We start from the raw sequence: 17,408 nt of genomic DNA on the forward strand, positions 1-17,408 counted from the left end.
GACGTGTGGTTCTCCCCCCGAAGAACGTGGGCGCTTCACCCACTGATCACTTGCTCCCCAGCAAGATCACTTTCCACACCTGAGGGAATACCCCCTCCACAGGCGCCTCCCGCGCGAACAGGTGAGTCGCTTCAGAGGTCGTGGCTTACTCGCGGGCTTGTCCGGCCTCCTGGGCCTCGGCGCTGCCGGTGTCGGTTGTCGGCCTGTTCCATTGGGCCAGCAAGCGCAGGGAGGTCTCGGACGGGCTGCCGGGTTCGGTGCCGTAGACGAAGAGGATCTGGTCGGGGTCGTCTGCGGGGGTGAGGGCCTGGTAGGTGACGGTGAGGTCGCCGACGAGCGGGTGGTGGTAGTCCTTGGTGCCGGTCGTGCGCCGGTGGACCTTGTTGTCCGACCAGAAGCGGCGGAATTCCTCGCTGCGTATGGACAGGTCACCGACCAAGGCGCTCAGGACCGGGTCGTCCGGGTGGCGGCCCGCGTCGAGGCGGAGCATGGCGGCGGTGTCGGCGGCGACGCGGGGCCAGTCCCGGTACAGCTCGCGCGCGTGCGGGTCGAGGAAGACGAAGCGGGCCTGGTTCCGCTCGGCCGCGGGGAGTGCGCGGAAGTCGGTGATCAGCCGTCCGGCGAGTGGGTTGTGGGCCAGCACGTCGAGGCGCCGTCCGAGGACGAAGCCGGGGCGGCCAGCCTGCTGGAGGGTGTCCAGCAGGTCCCAGGTAGCGGGGTGGACGCGCTGGGGACGGGGGCGCCGGCGGGCTGGCCGGGGCCGTGGCCGGGCGAGGGTGTGCAGATGGCTGCGCTCAGCGTCGTCCAACTGGAGGGCGGTGGCGAGCGCGTCGAGGACCTCTGTGGAGGCGCTGCGGCTGCGGCCCTGTTCGAGGCGGGTGTAGTAGTCCACGCTCACCCCGGCCAGCCGGGCGAGTTCCTCCCGGCGCAGTCCGGATACCCGGCGTCGGCCCAGGCCCGGGTCCTCGAGCCCGGCTTCCCGCGGGGTGAGGCGGGTGCGGGCGGAGCGGAGGAATTCCGCCATGGGTGCGCCGGTGGGGTGCTCACGGTCCATACATCCAGGGTATGCGCGTTCACTGAGGATTCGGCGGCGGCTGGGTGGCCCATTTTGTCCCCCGATCAGGCGGGCCCTTTTGAGGCCTCTTTTGCCTGCTCAGAGCTGGTTCAGTGAATGTCAGAGCCCGCCACCACAAGGGGTGGCCGGGCGAAGTAAACGGTATGGAGACATCTCATGGCAACGTGGTTCATCACCGGCGGATCCCGCGGGCTGGGACTGGAGATCACGCGGGCGGCACTGAACGGCGGCGACAACGTCGTGGTCGCTGCCCGTGACCCGCGCAAGCTGCCGGACGAGCTGCGCCGGCACGACCGAGTCCTCGGTGTCGCCCTCGACGTCACCCGCAGCGAGGACATCACCGCCGCCGTCGAGACGGCCGTGGAGCGCTTCGGCACGATCGACGTCCTCGTCAACAACGCCGGTCGTGGCCTGCTCGGCGCGCTGGAGGAGATCACCGACTCCGAGGCGCGGTCCCTGTTCGATCTCAACGTCTTCGGGCTGATCAATGTCACCCGCGCGATCCTGCCCGCAATGAGGGCGGCCAGAGCCGGAAAGGTCGTGAACATCGGCTCCCGTTCCGGCTTCGAGGGCGAGCCCGGGGTGAGCATGTACAGCGCGTCGAAGTTCGCCGTGGCCGGTATCAGCGAGGCGCTCGCGGTGGAACTGGAGCCGTTCGGGATTCAGAGCATGATCGTGGAGCCCGGCGTCTTCCGCACCGACTTCCTCGACGCCAGCTCCCTGTCAGTCGCCGCCGGGCGGATCGACGCCTACGACGGCACACCCGCCCACACCACCCTCGACTGGGCCGGCACCGTCAACCACACCCAGCTAGGCGACCCGGTCAAGGGCGCCGCACTGATCTATGAGGTGACCTGCCAGGACAAGCTGCCTGGGCACCTGGCCCTGGGGCGCGACGCGATCGAACGCCAGCTGGTCAAGATCCGAAGCCTTCAGGACGACCTCGCGGCCTGGCAGGACAAGTCCGCCGCCACCGCCTGCGACGACGCCGCCTGACCGCCCCGACCGATCCCCCCGAGAAACAGGAAGGAACCCTGATCATGACGCACCTGCTGACCGGCCGGCCGCTCGACGGCCGCGTGGCCGTGGTCACCGGAGCCTCCAGCGGCATAGGGGCGGCCACCGCCCGCCGACTCGCCGAACTCGGAGCCGCTGTCGCCGTCATCGCACGCCGCCAGGAAAAGCTCGCCTCCCTCGCCGCCGACATCACCGCGGCCGGCGGAGAGGCCATACCCCTGTCCGTCGATGTCACCGACCGGGCAGCCGTCCGCACAGCCGCCGACCAGGTGGCGGACACGCTGGGACCGGCGGACCTGGTGTTCAACAACGCGGGCGTCCAGTTGATCTCCGCCATCGACGAGCTCAAGGTCGACGACTGGCAGCGGCAGATCGATCTCAACGTCACGGGGGTGATGAATGTGATCGCTGCCTTCCTCCCGAACCTGACCGCCGCCGCCGAGCATGGAAAGCCCGCCGACCTGATCAACACCTCCTCCATCGCGGCGACCCGCATCCTGGAGAAGTTCTCGATCTACTCGGGCACCAAGGCGTACATCAGCCACCTCACCCGTCTCATCCGGGTCGAACTGGGCCGCAAGAACGTGCGGGTGAGCGCCATCGAGCCCGGCATGGTCGACACCGAACTACCCGACCACGTCACCGACCCCGACGCCAGCGCCCTGATGGCCGGCCTGCTCCACGACATCGAGTGCCTGCGCAGCACCGACATCGCGGAGACCGTTGCCTTCATTGCCTCCCTTCCCCGACACGTCAACATCAGCGAGCTGACCATCCTGCCCACGGCCCAGTCCGTATAGCGCAACAAACAGGCTGTGCCCACGCAGCTGCGGCAACTGCCGAGCAGTTGCCTCCCACCTGTGCCGGTGCCTGCCTGGTGCGCCGGGCAGACCGATGAGCCGAAGTTTTCTGAGGAGCACCATGACCATCACCGACACCGTGAGCTGGAACACGGAGGCCCTCGACGAGATCGTCTCGAACGACGGTGGGCGTCCCGTCCTGTTCACCAACGCCCGGATCGTGACTATGGACCCGCTGATCGGAACCGTGACCGGTGCCGACATCCTGTTCGTCGGTTCCCTGATCGTGGGCGTCGGCCCCGGAATCGTCACCGCGGCGGAGGACGACAACGCCATCGTCGTCGACTGCACGGGCATGACCATCGTCCCCGCCGTCGTGGACACGGTCGCGCTGGCCGGCGGACGCGGCCGCCGCTCGGATTACGTCGCGACGCTGACTCCGGGCAACACCACCGACTTCCTCGTGGTGCCCGACGAACTCGCCACCGATGTGCCGAGCGCAGTGGCCACCCTCCTTTCCCGGCCGGAGCAGGTTCGCGCGCTGGTCGCAGCCGGCCGACCCGTCCTGTGGGCGGGCACCGACGCCCCCGGCAGGGCCACCGCCCCCGAGGCGGGCATCCCGGCCGCACCGGACCTGACCGGCAGCCCGCAGGTCGGCGTCTGGATCGACCGGAAGGACTTCCTGCACCAGGGGCTCACCGCCGACGGCCGCTACGACGAGACCCGGGGTGGCCGCCCGCACGCCTACCAGGGCCGGTTCTGGATCGACGGCGACCGCATCGACTACCTGGACGACCTCGGCTTCTGGGCCTACGGAGAGTTCAAGGGCAACGAACTGCACCACGCGGGCTACGTCATGAAGCTGAGCTGACCCGCCGGTCGGCAGACGCCGTGTGGCAAACACAGCGGCCCGGCCCCCGGGCAGCCCACAGACGACCGGCTCCAGGACCGCGCTGCCCGTACACGTCCTGATCCTGGGTGCGCGACACCTGGGGAACGGCGGCCTGGTTGCCGTAGCCGGGGCGACCAAGGCTGGAAGCCGAGCAGCACCGGCGCCCCCGGCAGCCCGCCATCCCCCGCTCCGACGTACGGAAGAAGACACCTCATGAACGTCAACGACACCACCAGCGCGACCGTCCTCGAACAGCTCTGGCGCCGCCCCGCGGATGAACGGCGCATCCTGTTCACCGGCGCGACTATCGTCACCATGGATCCCGACCGCGGCGTCATCGACCGCGGCGACCTCCTTGTCGAGGGCAGCACCATCACCGCCGTCGGCCCCGGCCTCAGCGCCGGCGACGCCGTGGTCGTCGACGCCACCGGCACCATCCTCAGCCCCGGCTTCGTCGACACCCACCGACACGCCTGGGAGGCTCAGCTGCGCCGAATCATGCCTGACGTCGACGACCTCGGCGGCTACGTCATGTCCACGCTGGCCGGCTCCGCCACGGTCTACCGGCCCGAGGACATGTACATCGGTACGCGACTGGCCGCCCTCACCGCGATCGACAGCGGCATCACGACCATGCTCGACTTCTCCCACAACTCCCGCACCCCAGCACACTCCGACGCCGCCGTAGAGGCCCTTCGCGACACCGGCATCCGCGGCGTGCACGCCTCCATGGGCCCGCACTTCGGCGACTGGGACCGGCAGTGGCCCGGCGACCTGGCACGTATCAAGGGCCGGTACTTCAGCAGCGACGACCAGCTCCTCACCCTGCGCCTGGCGACCCTCGCCACCGACGAGATCGCCGGACCGGCACTCGCCTATGGCCCTGAACTAGCGCGTGTGGCAGCCGACTTGGGGATCGGAGTGAGCGTCGACGCCGTGTTCGGCCCGTCCTCGTCCGAGGCCATCCTGCGCTGGGCCAAGGACGGCATTCTCAGCCCCGACGTCACCCTCATCCATTCCACCGGACTGACCCCCGAGGCATGGAAGGCGATGGGGGAGACCGGCAGCACCGTGGCGCTCGCCCCCACCTCCGACGCCCAGATCGGCCTGGAGTCCGCGATCCCCGCCGTCGACGAGGCCCTGTCCGTCGGCATCCGCCCCGGACTGAGCATCGACGTCGAAGTCGCCCTGGTCAGCGACATGTTCACGCAGATGCGCGCCCTGCACGCCATCCAGCGCATGCGCGCCGTCAACGCCGCCTACGGCACCGACCGGCAGCCCGATCGCATCACCACCCACGACGTCCTGGACTTCGCCACCCTCCAGGGCGCCCGCACCAACGGCCTGGCCGCCGTCACCGGCTCGCTCACCCCGGGCAAGAAGGCCGACCTACTGGCCATCCAGGCCGAGGACCTCAACAACATGCCGCTCAACGACCCGATCGGCACCGTCGTACTGGGCTCCGACGCCCGCAATATCAGCGCCGTGCTCATCAACGGCGAGCCCCGCAAGTGGAACGGTCGCGTCCTCGACGTCGACGTGTCCGCCCTGCGTGAGGACGTGCGCGCCTCCCGCGACCGCGTCCTGCGCGCCTCCGGATACGCCGACCGCCGGGTCTGACCGGCCGCACCGTCGCCGGTGCCGACACGATCAGCAGGATCGGCCCGGCCATCGCCCGGCCACTCGCCTCGGCCGGGCCGTCCTGCCCATCACCTGTCAACCCAACGGAGCCCGTCCATGTTCAAAAACACCCTGCACCTGCTCGGACTGTTCACCACGCTGCTCGCCTGCGCCGCTCCGGGCGGCGGCCGCCCGGAGCCCGCCCCTCACCCGTACGTCGGCATGTGGGTCACCGCAGACGGGCGCATCCGCCAGGAACTCCTCGCCAACGGCCGCTACGAGGAGGAACGCGACGGCCGCAAACGCGCCTACACCGGCCGCTACACCGTCACCGGCACACACCTCGACTACCACGACGACCTGGGCTTCACCGCCACCGGCGACGTGCGGAACGGCGTGCTCTACCACGAGCACCTGGTGCTCTACCGCGAAACAATTTCTCGTCGATGAAAGGTCCGCGTTGCCGCGTGCGTGGTGCCGGTTGAACAGCTTCTTGCGCTTGCCCAGGTTGCGATGCTTCTTGCGTTTGTAGGGGGTACCGACTCGAACCCACAACCTACGGATTAAAAGTCCGCAGCCTCGTCGCTCCTGTGCAACGCCTGTGAGGGGCAACCAGGCCCGATCCGTGCCCATGTCCTCAGGCCCGGCCGTCCCTGCATAGGAACCGGTCTCCGGCTGGCGTGATGTGCTCATCTGCGGTCACCCAGCCGGTCAAGCACTGGTGTGCCCCGGGTGTAGTGGAGGTGGATTAGTGGATTCTTGTGCCACTTGAGTTGAAGGAGTGGCATGGGACGTCGTGGGTATCCGCCGGAGTTTCGACGCAAGGTGCTGGACCTGCTGGAGGCGGGCCGCAAGGTCGTTGACGTGGCCCGGGACCTGGAGATCAGCGAGCAGACGATCTATCTGTGGCGGCGCCAAGACCGGATTGACCGGGGCCTGGAACCGGGGCTGACCAGTGGGGAGAAAGCTGAGCTCGCCGCGGCCAAGGCCCGCATCGCGGAGTTGGAGACTGAGCTGGCGGCGACCCAGCGAGCGATCCAGTTGGTGCGAGAGGTGGTGCCCCCAAAAGGAGGTTCCAAGCCATTGCGGTGATGGCCGGCGAGGGCATCCCCGTCGAGGTGGCGTGCCGCGTGCTGGATGTGTCGGTGTCGGGCTACTACGCGTGGCTCACCCGCCCGCCGTCACAGCGCGCGGTCCGGCACGCCTGGCTGACCGACGTCATCACTGAGGTGCACCAGGCCTCGCGCAGCATCTACGGAGCCCGGCGCATCCATGCCGAGCTGACCCTCGGCCGCGGCATCACCATTGGCCACGGCCAAGTCGAGCTGCTGATGCGCCGAGCCGGCCTGCAAGGCGTCACCGGCCGCCCCAAATGGCGGCGCGTCAAGCCAGACCAGATCGCCACCGACCTGGTCGACCGGCAGTTCAGCCGCACCGGTCCTGATCAGCTGTGGGTCACCGACATCACCGAACACCCCACCCGCGAAGGCAAAGTGTACTGCTGCGTGGTCCTGGACGCCTACTCTCGTAGGGTCGTCGGCTGGTCCATCGACTCCTCACCCAACGCCGCACTGGTCACCAACGCCCTCGGCATGGCCATCGACACGCGCAGGCCCCGGGCAGGCACCCTGATCCACTCCGATCACGGCGTCCAGTTCGGGTCCTGGGTCTTCACCCAACGGGCCAAGGACTCGGGCCTGGTTCCCTCGATGGGCAGTGTCGGTGACTGCTACGACAACGCCATGATCGAGTCGTTCTGGTCCCGGATGCAGGTCGAACTGCTGGACCGGCAGCGGTGGCGCACCCGGATCGAGCTCGCCAACGCGATCTTCGAGTACCTGGAGATCTGGCACAACCGCCAGCGCCGCCACAGCGCCCTCGGAATGCTCACCCCGATACAGTTCGAAAACACACCCACCGTGGCATGAGGTCCAACAATCCCACTCCACGCAACCCGGGGCACACCAGAGCCTCCATCCGACCCGGGGCGCTTCACATCACCTGCCACCAGCGGCCCTACTTGTGCTGCGTGTCTTCAATGGTGCGACGCCGACCCGCAGTGCGGTCGGCCAGCACGCCCCTTGTGTTCTCAACACGCTCTGAGTGAGCGATGGTTCAGAAGTGACAACCGCACCTCGCGACGACTCCAGCCAGGACATCGACTACAGCGACGCCCCAAGTAACGACTCTCTGACTCAGAGTAGCCCTGCCTCCATCTGCTCGAACACCAACGACCACCAGTTTCCCTCGTCAGCAAACGCAGCCAAGTCAATTTCCTCTATCTCAACTCTCAGCATGGCTACTGAACGATCAATTTCCATATCATCCATCTGAGAAAATTGATCCCGAATTTTACCAACCCGGTACAGAAATTCTACAAGATGAATGAGTGAGCTGTTAACGAAAACATCCTGTTGTCCCGGCTGAGGATTTACAGCGTACACGCCCACCCCGCCCTTCGCCACCCCAATGTAGCGCCCTAGATCCCAACCTAGTTGATATAGAAGCCCATGCGAAGTCGACGGGAGGGTCGCCTCTACGCTATCTTGGATAGCCGCCTCGAAAAAAGGATCGACGGTGGAAGGTATTCCATACTTGCAAAAAAATTCTTTCTCCGCATTCGTTATCGCCCATCGAGCGACCACCGCGGCATCGCCATGAGCTATACCGTCAGGCCTAACCCAGCCAATGCAGGACTCATCCATTAGCACTACCTCTTTGTGGCCACATATTGAAGCATGAACAGTGTCATTTATCATACCAGGCGGCGAGCGGAGTGCGGCAGCCCGCACTCCGCTCCGGTCGTCAGAAGATCTCAGCGACCGCATCCCTGAGTTGCCGAACAGCTTCTTCACGTCCCTTGACGGCCTCCGCCGAACGACCGCCCGGGTAAAGGAAGGACCAGGTCACCTTGGCATCTCTGAATTTGCTATCGATCATCTGCTTGCAGTATCCGCCGGGCATCTCGTCGCAGGGAGACAGTTCCGAGTAGATCCGTTTGACTTGACCGGGCTTGATACCTAGCTTTTCGAGTTCCGCTGCTATTCGCCGCTCAGAATGACCAACCCCCCTAGCACTTTCTCGGGCGATAGTGTAAAGCTTTCCATTGTGCGCGAATTCAAATACGGCGACATTTCCACCCCTAATTCCATACTTCTTGCGATAATTGATCGCAGCTTTGGCCAGGTCCGTGGATCCGTATTTCACCGCTCCTGCAACCTTGGCACCTCGAGCGCTTGCCAGCGCTGAGGACCTGGCAACACCCGCCACTTCTAGGAGAGCCGAATCACTGCCGCGCGCCATAACCTTCATGACGCCTCTGATGCCACCCCGAAAAAGCCCTGGGACGCTGGAGGCCATCCCAATACCTTCACCGAGAAGATAGGAATTGCTATCTTCGTCGATTTTGTCGTCTTCGCCATACATTTGGCTTCTTGCAAGTTCTGAAGCACCCAGGGTGTTCGTGTCGATGATGCCCATGAGCATGTTCATCGCCGGATCCACCACATGCGTTTGCAGTGCTTTATTCGCGGCTTCCCATCCGCAGGAGATCGGAACCAATCCACTGCAATGTCCGTCGAACTCAATGTTCGATACGGGATTTCCGCCTCCAAATCCGTACCTGTTTCCAGTGAACGGGTCAGAGGTCAGATTCATGTCGGCGAGGGCGCCGTTATACATGTCCCGAGTAAGGAATCTATTTAGGCCGGGACTGTAGTTGCGGAAGCCCATGTCGTAGTTACCGGAGGCCGAATCCCAGCGTTTGGCGTTGAAGCGGTAGGGGTTGTAGGGCTCATTGGTGGGGTTCTGTGGATCGGGTTTGTCGATACCCGTGATCTCGTTGTCGTCATTCTGGCCGTAGGCGGTGTATCCGTAAGTAGCCTTGGTATCTCCGGTCGAGTCTGTGACTGTCTCAACGTCGGTATGGCTGTTGTAGCCGTAGTAACCGTCCTCTTTAGGACTGGAGTCGGGCTTGAACCGAACTTGGGAAAGACGTTCTCCCCATGGGGAGTATTGATATGTCTTGGTGATGTCGCCGGCAATGCTTTCGTCGAGAACCTCGCCGGACAAGCCGAGATAGCCATAGGTCGTAGTTTTGGCGTTACTGGTACCGGCGTTGGTAGTTTTAGTGGTGGTGCGATCGAGCGGGTCGTAGGTGTAGCGAGTGGTGGTCACCCCACCGGCATTTCGTTTCTGATTTTCCGTGACGTGGTCGAAACCGTTGTAGTTGTTTCGTTCGATAATTTGGCCTGCGGCAGTGACCGTATCGAGGCGTCCAAAGGGGTCGTAGTTATAGTTGGCGGTGACACCACCGCTGACGCTCGTGAGCAGACGGTTACGGTCGTAGGTGTAGGCCGTGGTGGCATTCTTAACGGTTTGCGAGATGACGTTGTTATTGGCGTCGTGAACGTAACTCTCGGCGGAGCTTACAGTTCCCGTTTTGGTAAGCTTGGTGATTCGCTCAAGCGGGTCGTATTCCCAGACAGTGGTAGTCTCTATGTAGGCGCCGTGGTTGTCGGCGTTCATCTTGCGTGCGGCATCGCGGGTCTTGTTGCTGTTCGGGTCGTAATCGAGGGCGTGTTCGGCGACCACCACGCCGTTCGGCTTCTTTTCGACTTGGCGCTGGAGGAGTCCGTCGAGGAAGTAGTCGTAGTCGACGGTGTTTCCGTTGCCCCTGGTCTGGATGTCGCGTTGCCCGCGAGAGGTGTAGGTGAAGGTGGTGACCTTGGGGGCCGGGTCAGAATCGGAGTCCTTGTCGGTGATCTTCGACGGCAGGTCGCGCGGGTCGTATTCGTAGGCGGACGACTGGTCGATACTGCCGTTCGTTTCGTGGGTGCGGGTGGCGGGGTTGCCGTTGGGGTCGTAGGTGAACCCAGTGGCGCGCTTGATGCCGGCGCCGTTCTTCTCCTCGACCCGGGCAACTTGGTTCAGCCCTGTGTAGGTGACGGTGTAAGCGTCGATCTGGGTACCGGGCGAGTGGTCGGCGATGTCAGTGAGGTTGCCGTTGGCGTCGTAGACGTAGCCGAAGTCGGTTTTCTCGCTATCGGTCTCGCCCGTGTTGTCGCGCACGAGTTTGACCGCGTCGGCCAGGACGGTGGTTCCCGCGGTGGCCTGGTCAGACAGGGTGATGTGTTGGGCGGTGCCGTCTTTGGTGAAGGTGTGTACTCCGAGGCTCTTCCAGGTGCCGCCGCCAGTGCCCTGGTCGACGGTCTTGGTGGTGCTGCTGTCAAAGTCTTGGATGGTGTACGTGGCGTCGGGCGCGGCGCCCTGCACTGACGGGTATTTGACGAAGACCTCGTAGTCGCCGTCTTGGGGGATGGTGAGTTTCCACAGGAACGAGGAGGTGCCTGTGCCGGCGTCGTGGGTGGCGTAGTCGTAGCCCTGGAAACCGGTTCCGGTCGAAATGGATGTCCAGGTTCCTCCGGTGGAGCCGGCGTTCTGGTGATCGGAGTCGTCGACCAGGACAACCTGCTTCCCGACGGGCACTCCGTCATCGGAGCGGCTCGCAAGCTTCCCGTCGGGGTAGTAGCCCCAGGTCATCGTTCGGGAGGACGAGCCTCCGGCGGAGGTCAGGGTTCGGTTGGTCTGCTTGCCCAGGTCGTTGTAGTCGTAACTGGTGACGATGTCCCACGGGTCGGTGGAGGTCTTCGTCCAGCCGTTGTCAAAGTAGGTGTAGACGGTGTCGTTGCGAACCGTCTGGCCCTCCGAGGGAGGGGCGGATACCTTCGCCAGGCGGCCGACGGCGTCGTAGTCGTAGATGGTCTTGTTCGGTGTGTTGTACCGGTCATCGCTGGGGTCGAACGGGGTGAGTTTCTGTTTGACCCGGTTGAGTTCGTCGTAGACGGTCTCGGTGACAAAGTCACCCTCGGTCGCAGTGGCTACGCCTCGTGGCGAGATGACCTTGGTCTGATTGCCGACCTGGTCGTATTCGAGCCGTGTGGTGTTGTAAAGGATTCCGCCGTCGTCTTTACGTGGCACCTCGACCTTGATCGGCTTACCGCGAGCGTCCAAGGTGATCTTGGTGGTGGTCCCTTGCTGGTCGGTAGTGGCGGTGACCAACCCATCGTGGTCATAGGCGGTCATGATGGTCTTGCCGATGGCATCGGTGACTACCGTCACGCGGTGGCTGAGGTCGTAGGTGTATTTAGTGGTGTAGTCGTCGGTGGCAGTGGTGGCGCTCTTTCGAGGATCAACGACGGTGACCACGTTGCCAGCATCGTCATAGGTGTAGGTGATCTTGTCATTTTTGGCGTTGACCACCGAAATCAGCTGATTGATCTCGTTATAATCGAAGGTCGTGGTGTAGTCGTTTTCAGTAGCGGTCAGGTTGCCATTCGGCTCGGTCCGGGTCTTGATGTTGCCGACCCTGTCGTACGTCAGCGTGCTCTTACGCTCTGGGCCGCCTGCCACATCCTTGGGAGCAAAGGTTTGCGTGACCTGGTCAGTCTCGTCATAGACAGCGGTGGTGACAGCGCCGTTGGGTGCTGTGGCTTTGACGACGTTGTCATTGGTGTCGTACTCGGGCGCGGGCGTGGTGATAAAAGTGCCGGCTGTTTGGTCCTTGGGCTGCTTTGATTCCAGGGGACGGCCGTAGACGTCATACGCCTGGGTGGTGGTGTGGTTAAGCGCGTCGGTGACGACGGTCACTTGACCTCGTTCGTCGTAGGTGAACGAGGCTGACTTTTGCAGCGGATCAGTGATGCTTCTCGGATAGCCGTTGGGATCGAAGTCGGTGTTAGTAGTGGTGTGGCCGTTGGCGTCAGTGGCGGTCTTGAGTTGGCCACTGGTGTCGTAGGTATAGGCGGTGGTGTAGTCGCCCTCGTCAGAAGTGGCATTACCGATCGGATCTGTGACCGTGGCCAGGTCGCCCTCGGAGGTGTAAGTGAAGGTGGAGGTGCGACCTTCCGGACTTTGCTTGGCGATGAGGTCGGCAATGTGGCCGTTCAACCCAGTCTGATAGGTCAGCCGGGTGCCGTTCCAGCCATTCTTAACGGCTTCGGCGTCTTTAATTTCGGTGGGGTATCCGGTCTTCGGGTCATACGCCCAGGTCGAAACCGCTGGCGTAACGCCGCTGGCGGCAGGAGGTTCCTCGAGGCGGATGACGTTGTTGTCGTCGTCCCAGCCGAGTTTGGTGGTCTGCTGCCTGGCGTTGGTGGTCTGGGTGGGACGGCCCTTGCCGTCCATCAGGTAGGTGGTGGCGTGGTTCTCGGCGTCGGTGATGACGGTCTGGACCTGCTGTCCCTGGGCGCCGTCAGGGTCGGTGTAGGCGAAGGTCGTGTCGTGATACAGCCGGTCGGTGATGGTCTTGAGTGACCATTTGAATTTAGGGTCGTCTTCGGGGGTGTCGTAGTAGGCCAGGTCGGTGGCGTGGCCGCGGGGGTCGGTGACTTTGACGAGTTTGACGTTCTTGTTGCCCTGGGTGGCGTCGTACTGGAATCCGAACACCTTGGGCTGGGACGACCCGGCGCCGTCGACGATCTCTCCGAGCAGGCCCTTGTCGGAGTAGGTGAAGGTCAGGGTGCGGCCGGAGATGTCGGTAATCGACTTGACGTGGTCGATGATGTGGGAGTTGGTCAGCCCGGTGCCGGACTTCTTCTCCCAGGTGGCGTCATCGATGTAGGAGTAGTCCTCGCCCTTGGCCCAGTAGTCGAGGGTGAGGGTCTGTCGGCCGGCCGGGTCGGTGATGTAGCGCAGGAACTTGGTCGGCTTGTTCTGGGACCGGCGGACCTCGTAGGTGAAGTCCATGCGGTTGCCGTTGTTGTCCTCGATCGAGGACAGGTAGCCGTCGCAGTCGAAGAAGAACTGGGTGCGGTCGGGGCGGGTCATCACCCAGGCGCGCGATATCTCATCCTTGGGTTTGCATTCGGCGAGGCGTTGCAGGTAGTAGTGCACACCCGCGGGGGCGACGTACTCGTCATCGGCCGGATCGCTGGTGTCTTTGTCGTCGAGGGTGAAGGTGTGGGTGGTGCCGTCGCCGTCGGTGAGGGAGACGGTGCGCCCGTGGGTGTTGGGGTGGGGGTCGATGGGGCTGCCGAGCCGCATCAGCGAGGACGCCTGGATGGACCAGCCGTAGCCGGCGACGGTGTCGGAGGTGTCCTTGGAGTTGTAGGCCAACCTGAGGAAGGTGGCCAGGCCGCGGGAGGGGTTGGTGAAGGCGTTGTACTGCCAGACCGCGTTCCCGGCGTGCAGGTTGTTCATGACCGTGGAGCCGGCGCCGGTGTTCTTGCCGGCGTAGGCGTAGAACTTCTCCAGTCCGACCTGGTCGGAGGTGGATTCCTCGACGGCCAGGCTCTGCTTGAGCGCGCCGACCTTGTTCACCGGGCCGGCGGCCGCGGCGCGGGTCGTTGTTGTGGTGCCGGACGACAGCCAGGTGCTGGTCGTGGTGTTCCACATGTCCCACTCCAGGACATGGTCGACGCGTTTGTTGCCTTCGGTGGACGGCGGTGGCGCCTTGACCTGCGCTTGGACGGTGACGGCGTCCCCAGGCACCAGGTTCTTTGGTAGGGGGGTGTGGAGTTGCTGGACGGTGACGGGGGATCCGTCGGGGCGGCTCCACCGGTAGGACAGCACCCAGTCGGCCTGGTTCCAGGTTGAGGTGGTGGTGTTGGTGAGGGTGACGTCGACGGTCTGTGTGGAGTCGGGCGCTACCGCCGCGGGGGTGGCGGGGATGTAGTAGGTGTTCTCCGGTGTGGTCTCCAGGTAGGTGACGACGAGTTGCGGGCGTAGCTGGGGTTCGCGGCCTTCGCTGGAGACAAAGATCGCGCGCTCGGTCGGTGCCGACTCGTTGCTGAGCTTGACGACGGCGCCGTGGTTGGTGGAGGGGTCGGTCACCCATTTCTGCGCGAGGGAGGTGGCGTTCAGTACGCGTTGCTGCGGGTCGTTGCTCCAGTTCCCGCCGGTGCCGGACGCGGTGGCGTCCATGTCGCCGCCCGGTGTGGTCCATGCGGTGGTGGAGTTGGCGTTGTTCCAGGTGGCGGTGGTCTCGTTGAAGTCGCGGGTCAGGCCGCGTAGTTCGTAGGTTCCGGCGCCGCCGGGGTCGACTCCCGCGCTCCAGAGCCGCAGCTCGGCGTCCAGTACGCGGGCGGTAGTGGGGATGTCGGTCAGGTCGGGGAACTTCAGGACGGCGCGGGATGTGCCGTAGGTGCCGCTGTTGTTGCCTGCCATCAGCCAGGGCTCGCCCGCCAGGACGTCCTGGTTCTCGTCCGGCCTGGACGCCGTCAACGTCGTGTCGGTGACACCGGACTGGTAGATGCGGTAGACGCGTCCGGCCTTGGGCAGGCGGGCGAGCTGGGTCGGGCCGGGGGTGATCTTTCCGTCGCGGGTTTTGACGGCGACCATGTAGTAGTAGGAGTTGCCGAACGGGTCGGTGCTGTCGGCCGGTGTCGGCTGGGCGGTGGTGTCGGTGTAGGAGCGAACGTCCTTGACAACCGGCGCGATCAGGGTGGCCTGGGACGGGGTGAAGGTCTGCCACACCGACCGGTGCACCTGGTACTCGACGATGTCGTCGTCGTCGGAGGTGGACGGGTCGTTGTAGGCGGGCCAGGTCAGGTCGGCGCCGGTGGCGTGAATGGTGGTCGGCGGGTTGACTTCGACGCCCGGGCGGCCGTAGGTGACGACGAGTTTGGGGTAGGTCGCGGTCTCGCCGTTGTAGAAGAACAGGCTGCCCTCATACCGCGGGCCGCCCTGGCCGAGGGTGTTCTCGTCCCGGGCCTTGACCACGAACCCGTAGTTGGGCTGGGAGCCGTCCAGCCAGTGCTGCACGGTGTCACGGACGGAGAAAGAATGCCATGCGGAGGCGTCGTCGCCGGCCGGGCGGACGGCGGTGCCTTCCTTGAACAGGCGGACGGCGTCGGCGACGACGCGTTTGGAGGAGTCGGAGACGTCGCCGAGTTTCACCGATCCTTGCGTCCCGGCTGTGAAGGGGTGTGAGCCGAGGGTCTTCCATACGCCTGCGTGGGCGGTGCCGGCGGACTGGTCGACGGTGTAGACCTTGGAGCCGCCGTTGTAAGTGACGGTGTACGGGGCGGTGGTGGCGGCGTCGTCGTATTGCTTGTAGTGCGCCTGCACCTGATAGGTGCCGGTCTCGGTGACGCGCGGCACCCATGTGTAGGAGTCGCCGGTGGTGGCGTTCTTGGAGATGTACAGGTCGTTGCCGACGGCGCTGCCGTCGAAGGTGTTCAGCTTGGACCAAGTGCCGTTGAGGGCGGTCTTGCCGGGGTCGCCGTCGTCGACCTGTTCGGTGTTACCGCTCAGCTCGCCGGTGATCCCGTTGGCGCTGTTCCAGGTGGCGCTGGTCTCGTCCCACGCCTGGGTGGCGCGGCGCGCCTCGAGTGTGACGGCGTTGGCGCCGCTGGTGTGGTTCTGGTCGTAGTACAGCTGCAGTTGCGCCGAGTCGATGCGGGTGCCGGCGGGGATGTCGTCGAGCGGGAACTTCAGCAGCGCGCGAGACTTGCCGGAGTTGGTGGTTCCGACCGAGAGCCGCCAGCTGTCGTCGTAGTTCTGGTCCGGCCCGTCGGAGGAGATCATGGTGTCCTGCGACTGGGTGGGCGTCGGCGCGATCTTGATGGTGGGGTCGATCACCACCGGGTAGCTGCGCTTGGGGTCGTTGAGCCACGTGGTGTCGGCGTGGACGGTGATGTGCAGCAGCCCGGCTTTGGCGTCCCAGCGCATCGACTGGGTGACCTTCGGGCTCCATGCCTTCCCGTACGGCGACGAGGCGTCGGTCTTGGAGTCGTACATGAACGGCTTGGGCAGGATGAAGACCGGACGGCCGTCGAAGTCGCCCTTGTAGAAGGCGATCGATCCGTCCGGACGCTGCCAGGCCCGCACTCCGTCGGCCTTGATGGTGAAGGCATAGGTGCCGTCCTTGGGCGGCGTGTCCAGGACGATCTTCTCCTTCAGCGCGTCCCGGGCGATCTCATAGGACACGTCCGCGCCGCCGAGCAGGTCCGCGTAGGTGATGGTGCGGCTGTCGGCCTTGGGTTTGCCGGGTTTGGCTTGCGGGACGCCCAGGGTCAGGGCCGCTCCGTCGGCGGCGAAGGTGACCAGTTCGTCGGGGCGGGTGCCGAAGAAGCTGTCGAAGGTGTTGGTCTGGTTGCCGTAGACGAACCCCTTGCGGTCGGTCGGTTTGATGCGCGGGTCGATGTCGCGCCAGCGGCCGTCCTTGCCGCGGTAGTGCAGCGGGACGGCCGACAGCTCCTTCTGCAGCCGCCCGTCCGACAACTGATAGATCTTGGTGTTGGCCGTCCGGCGGCCGGTCAGCTCCTTGACCCGCTTGGCCGGTGCCGCCTTCTTGGTCTGCGGCCTCGGCTCGTTGCGGGGCACCCCGCCGTCCGGCAGCTTGCGCGGCTTGGGGTCGTCATCCCCGAACAGCCCTTTGAAGCGGTCCCAGGCATTGCGTTTGCTCTCGGGCTTCCAGCCGTCACCGGGATCGGACGCCTCGGCACCGGCCGGAGGCTGCTGCGCGCGGGCGGGCGGTGCGAGCGCCAGCGCCAGGACGACGGCCAGTGCTGCTGCCAGGAGCCTGCGAAACCTGCTCACCACAAAGGTCCCTTCTCACCCGGCCTCAATGGCACTACGCCCGAGAGCCGGCAACCGGAGAAACGCACACCAAGGCAGATCTCCGGGCAGCATCAATACGCGCAGAGACCTTGAATGAGATACGTGGCGCCACTGGACGGGCAGCAGCGCAGCAATCGGAAAGGGGGAGCGGATCGGCCGTTTAGCTAGCCAGAGTCAGTCACCGTTGGGGAACGCATCGAACCTCCAGTAGACACGTGAAGGACGTGCTCCCCCGGCACATCGCACTTTCGCCGAAACAACGACCTCCTGAGAGGGACGGCCACGTTCCGACTTGACGATGCACGGCCGGATGATCTCCGTCAACCCCCTACCACAAGGGGATGCCGACATCGGACACCGTGATCTCGCGATCGTCCTCACAGGTAAGCGTCACCCGGAACGGGAACGTCACATCGATCTGAGAACTTTCCTGAAAACCGTC

The 17,408-nt window shown here is 64.7% G+C and carries 10 protein-coding genes; 7 read left to right on the forward strand and 3 right to left on the reverse strand.

Features of this window, described 5'->3' with window-relative positions; all coding sequences use genetic code 11:
* Positions 1-145 precede the first annotated feature (145 nt).
* Entirely contained in the window at positions 146-1,054 is a 909-nt protein-coding gene (locus AB0K34_RS11890) for a helix-turn-helix transcriptional regulator (RefSeq protein WP_089331152.1), read from the reverse strand.
* A gap of 177 nt (positions 1,055-1,231) precedes the next feature.
* On the opposite strand from AB0K34_RS11890, the gene AB0K34_RS11895 reads away from it, so the two are divergent.
* From AB0K34_RS11895 to AB0K34_RS11925, 7 genes are all read left to right on the forward strand, one after another.
* Positions 1,232-2,071, forward strand: coding sequence for an SDR family NAD(P)-dependent oxidoreductase (locus AB0K34_RS11895; RefSeq protein WP_089331151.1), 840 nt, complete (start codon positions 1,232-1,234; stop codon positions 2,069-2,071).
* A 44-nt stretch (positions 2,072-2,115) separates the two neighbouring features.
* Positions 2,116-2,892, forward strand: a complete 777-nt coding sequence (locus AB0K34_RS11900) for an SDR family oxidoreductase (RefSeq protein ID WP_089331150.1) — start codon at positions 2,116-2,118, stop codon at positions 2,890-2,892.
* A gap of 121 nt (positions 2,893-3,013) precedes the next feature.
* The gene (locus tag AB0K34_RS11905; RefSeq protein WP_171069426.1) at positions 3,014-3,763 is read left to right on the forward strand and encodes an Atu4866 domain-containing protein; all 750 of its coding nucleotides are present in this window, start codon (positions 3,014-3,016) and stop codon (positions 3,761-3,763) included.
* Positions 3,764-3,997: 234 nt separating this feature from the next.
* Positions 3,998-5,404: an amidohydrolase family protein gene (locus tag AB0K34_RS11910; RefSeq protein WP_089331148.1), complete on the forward strand. Its 1,407-nt coding sequence runs from the start codon at positions 3,998-4,000 to the stop codon at positions 5,402-5,404.
* Positions 5,405-5,521: 117 nt separating this feature from the next.
* Positions 5,522-5,854 (forward strand): Atu4866 domain-containing protein, encoded by a 333-nt coding sequence (locus AB0K34_RS11915; RefSeq protein ID WP_138641305.1) that lies wholly within the window; start codon positions 5,522-5,524, stop codon positions 5,852-5,854.
* A 336-nt stretch (positions 5,855-6,190) separates the two neighbouring features.
* Positions 6,191-6,496, forward strand: coding sequence for a transposase (locus AB0K34_RS11920; protein ID WP_364547739.1), 306 nt, complete (start codon positions 6,191-6,193; stop codon positions 6,494-6,496).
* Complete coding sequence (locus tag AB0K34_RS11925; RefSeq protein WP_364547742.1) at positions 6,496-7,332, forward strand: IS3 family transposase; 837 nt, start codon at positions 6,496-6,498, stop codon at positions 7,330-7,332. The genes AB0K34_RS11920 and AB0K34_RS11925 overlap by 1 nt, the downstream gene beginning before the upstream one ends.
* 267 nt (positions 7,333-7,599) lie before the next feature.
* Here the strand turns inward: AB0K34_RS11925 and AB0K34_RS11930 are convergent, their stop codons facing one another.
* Positions 7,600-8,109 carry an SUKH-4 family immunity protein gene (locus tag AB0K34_RS11930; protein ID WP_364547745.1) on the reverse strand — a complete coding sequence of 170 codons (510 nt, stop codon included), beginning with the start codon at positions 8,107-8,109 and terminating at the stop codon, positions 7,600-7,602.
* Positions 8,110-8,209: 100 nt separating this feature from the next.
* Entirely contained in the window at positions 8,210-16,945 is an 8,736-nt protein-coding gene (locus AB0K34_RS11935; protein WP_364547748.1) for a DNRLRE domain-containing protein, read from the reverse strand.
* Between the last annotated feature and the right edge of the window lie 463 nt (positions 16,946-17,408).

This window comes from Actinomadura sp. NPDC049382 (genome assembly GCF_040677125.1).
In the GTDB taxonomy this organism is placed as follows: Bacteria; Actinomycetota; Actinomycetes; order Streptosporangiales; family Streptosporangiaceae; genus Spirillospora; species Spirillospora geliboluensis.

Excerpts from the sequence above, each read along its gene's own strand:
- AB0K34_RS11905 (WP_171069426.1), top strand. The coding sequence starts at position 3,014 with ATGACCATCACCGACACCGTGAGCTGGAACACGGAGGCCCTCGACGAG.
- AB0K34_RS11910 (WP_089331148.1), top strand. The coding sequence starts at position 3,998 with ATGAACGTCAACGACACCACCAGCGCGACCGTCCTCGAACAGCTCTGG.
- AB0K34_RS11920 (WP_364547739.1), top strand. The coding sequence starts at position 6,191 with ATGGGACGTCGTGGGTATCCGCCGGAGTTTCGACGCAAGGTGCTGGAC.
- AB0K34_RS11890 (WP_089331152.1), bottom strand. The coding sequence starts at position 1,054 with ATGGACCGTGAGCACCCCACCGGCGCACCCATGGCGGAATTCCTCCGC.
- AB0K34_RS11915 (WP_138641305.1), top strand. The coding sequence starts at position 5,522 with ATGTTCAAAAACACCCTGCACCTGCTCGGACTGTTCACCACGCTGCTC.
- AB0K34_RS11895 (WP_089331151.1), top strand. The coding sequence starts at position 1,232 with ATGGCAACGTGGTTCATCACCGGCGGATCCCGCGGGCTGGGACTGGAG.
- AB0K34_RS11925 (WP_364547742.1), top strand. The coding sequence starts at position 6,496 with ATGGCCGGCGAGGGCATCCCCGTCGAGGTGGCGTGCCGCGTGCTGGAT.
- AB0K34_RS11930 (WP_364547745.1), bottom strand. The coding sequence starts at position 8,109 with ATGGATGAGTCCTGCATTGGCTGGGTTAGGCCTGACGGTATAGCTCAT.
- AB0K34_RS11900 (WP_089331150.1), top strand. The coding sequence starts at position 2,116 with ATGACGCACCTGCTGACCGGCCGGCCGCTCGACGGCCGCGTGGCCGTG.